Source organism: Hydrogenophaga flava NBRC 102514 (assembly GCF_001571145.1).
In the GTDB taxonomy this organism is placed as follows: Bacteria; Pseudomonadota; Gammaproteobacteria; order Burkholderiales; family Burkholderiaceae_C; genus Hydrogenophaga; species Hydrogenophaga flava.
The window spans coordinates 1-2,423 of record NZ_BCTF01000057.1; the positions used below are offsets into that span (position 1 = coordinate 1).

The following is a 2,423-nucleotide window of genomic DNA, read 5'->3' on the forward strand; positions in this document are numbered from 1 at the left end:
GGTAAGCGCACGGTCATCCCACCCTTGAGGGCGGCGGCGTAAGCGGCAACGATGGTGTCCACCCAACGAGATAGGTGGACACCATGACCGAAGCCAAGAACAAGACCCGTCGGCGCCACAGTGCCGAGCTCAAGCAGCAGATCCTGGCTGAGTGCGCCCAGCCCGGTGCCTCGGTGGCCAGCGTGGCGCTCTCGCACGGCATCAACGCCAACGTCGTGCACAAGTGGCGCCGCCTGGCCCATGCCCCGAGTTTGGATCTGCAAGTCCCCACCTTCGTGCCGGTGGCGCTGCCTGCGCCCAGCTGCGTACCGGCCCCAGACATCCGCATCGAGTTGCGCCGTGGCGCCACCAACGTCTCGCTGACCTGGCCTGTCTCGGCGGCCGACCACTGTGCGATCTGGATGCGCGAGTTGCTCAAGTGATCCGCATCGATGCCCTGTGGCTGGCCACCGAGCCGCTGGACATGCGTGCCGGAACGGACACCGCTCTGGCCCGCGTGGTGGCCGTCTTCGGTGCTGCGCGCCCGCACCACGCCTACCTGTTTGCCAACCGGCGAGCCAACCGCATGAAGGTGCTGGTGCACGACGGCATCGGGGTGTGGCTGGCAGCGCGGCGCCTGAACAGTGGCAAGTTCGTCTGGCCTCGTGAGGGGGCATTGACCGCCACGCTCAGCCGCCCGCAGTTCGATGCACTGGTGCTGGGCCTGCCCTGGCAGCGCCTGGGCGATGGTGGCGTCATCACCGTGCTCTGAATCTGATCGCAGGCCTGCTGCCTGCCAATCGGTGCATGCGCCAATGGCGTAGCGTGGCTGGCGCTGGCACAGTCATGCCCATGGTGGTCGAGCCGCAATCGCTGGAGAGTCTGAGTGCCGAGCAACTGCGCTCGACTCTACTGTCCATGCTGCAGGCCGCTGCCGCCAAGGACCAGGAACTGGCCTTCAAGCAGACCCTCATCGACAAGCTCACCCACGAGAACGCGCTCTTGAAGCGCATGAAGTTCGCGGCCCAGTCCGAACGATTCAACCCTGAACAGAAGAGCCTGCTCGAAGACGAGATCGAAGCGGACCTGGCGGCTGTGGCCAGCGAGATCGATGCGCTGGCGCAGACGCAAGCACCGACCACCCCCGAGAAGAAGCAGGCCAAGCGGCTGCCCCTGCCGGCGTACCTGCCGCGCCGTGAGGTCCACCACGAACCTGCCTCCACCACATGCGCGTGTGGGTGCCAGATGAAGCGCGTGGGCGAGGACGTGGCCGAGAAGCTGGACTATGTGCCCGGTGTCTTCAGCGTCGAGCGCCACATCCGCGGCAAGTGGGCCTGCGCCCAGTGCGAGACCATTCAACAGGCGCCGGTCGAGGCCCACGTCATCGACAAGGGCATCCCCACCACCGGCCTGCTGGCCCAGGTGCTCGTGGGCAAGTACGCCGATCACCTGCCGCTGTACCGGCAGGAAGCGATCTTCGGCCGCGCCGGCCTGGCCATCCCGCGCTCGACCCTGGCGCAGTGGGTAGGCACCTGTGGGGTGCGGCTGCAACCGCTGGTCGATGCGCTGAAGACCGAGATCCTGGGCCACCGGGTGCTGCACGCCGATGAGACACCTGTGGCCATGCTCAAGCCCGGCGATGGCAAGACGCATCGCGCCTACCTCTGGGCCTATGCGCCGGGGGCGTTTGAAGACATCAAGGCCGTGGTCTACGACTTCTGCGAGTCGCGCTCGGGCGAGCACGCCCGGCGCTTCCTGGGCCACGGCACCGACAAGGCCTGGAAGGGCAGCCTGACCTGTGACGACTTCAGCGGCTACAAGGCGCTGATCGCCAGCGGCGTGACCGAGGTGGGCTGCCTGGCCCACGCACGACGCAAGTTCTTCGACCTGCACGCGGCCAACCAGAGCCAGATCGCCGAGTTTGCTCTGGCGCAGTTCGCACGGGTCTATGACATCGAGCGCGAGGTCAAGGAACTGGGCGCCGAGCAACGGCAAGCCGTTCGGCAGCAGCAGACCCGGCCGATCCTGGACGCCTTGCACGGATGGATGACGCTGCAACGGCGCCAGGTACCCGACGGATCGGCCACCGCCAAGGCGCTGGACTACAGCCTGCGGCGCTGGGATGCGCTGACCCGATTCGTGGAGGACGGACAACTGCCGGTGGACAACAACTGGATCGAGAACCAGATCCGACCCATTGCCATCGGGCGCAACAACTGGCTGTTTGCCGGTAGCCTGCGTGCGGGCCAGCGAGCGGCCGCCGTCATGAGCCTGATCCAGTCGGCCCGCATGAACGGGCACGACCCGTATGCCTACCTCAAGGCCGTGCTCACGCGACTGCCCACGCACAAGGCCAACCGCATTGACGAGCTCTTGCCGCACCGCTGGAAACCCGCCGACGCCTGATCACCGGCCTCGGTGGGCCTGGGTTTGCCGGACGCTTA

At 66.8% G+C, this 2,423-nt stretch carries 3 protein-coding genes; all 3 read left to right on the forward strand.

Annotation, left to right across the window (positions count from 1 at the left end):
- Positions 1-83 precede the first annotated feature (83 nt).
- The 3 genes from tnpA to tnpC all read left to right on the forward strand — a co-directional run bounded on the left by tnpA (position 84) and on the right by tnpC (position 2,385).
- On the forward strand, positions 84-422 hold the full coding sequence (tnpA, locus tag HFL01S_RS24305; protein WP_066263921.1) for an IS66-like element accessory protein TnpA: 339 nt from the start codon (positions 84-86) through the stop codon (positions 420-422).
- On the forward strand, positions 419-751 hold the full coding sequence (gene tnpB / locus HFL01S_RS24310; protein WP_066263923.1) for an IS66 family insertion sequence element accessory protein TnpB: 333 nt from the start codon (positions 419-421) through the stop codon (positions 749-751). Before tnpA ends, tnpB begins: the two co-directional genes overlap by 4 nt.
- An 80-nt stretch (positions 752-831) precedes the next feature.
- Complete coding sequence (tnpC, locus tag HFL01S_RS24315; RefSeq protein ID WP_066263926.1) at positions 832-2,385, forward strand: IS66 family transposase; 1,554 nt, start codon at positions 832-834, stop codon at positions 2,383-2,385.
- The last annotated feature ends 38 nt before the right edge of the window (positions 2,386-2,423 follow it).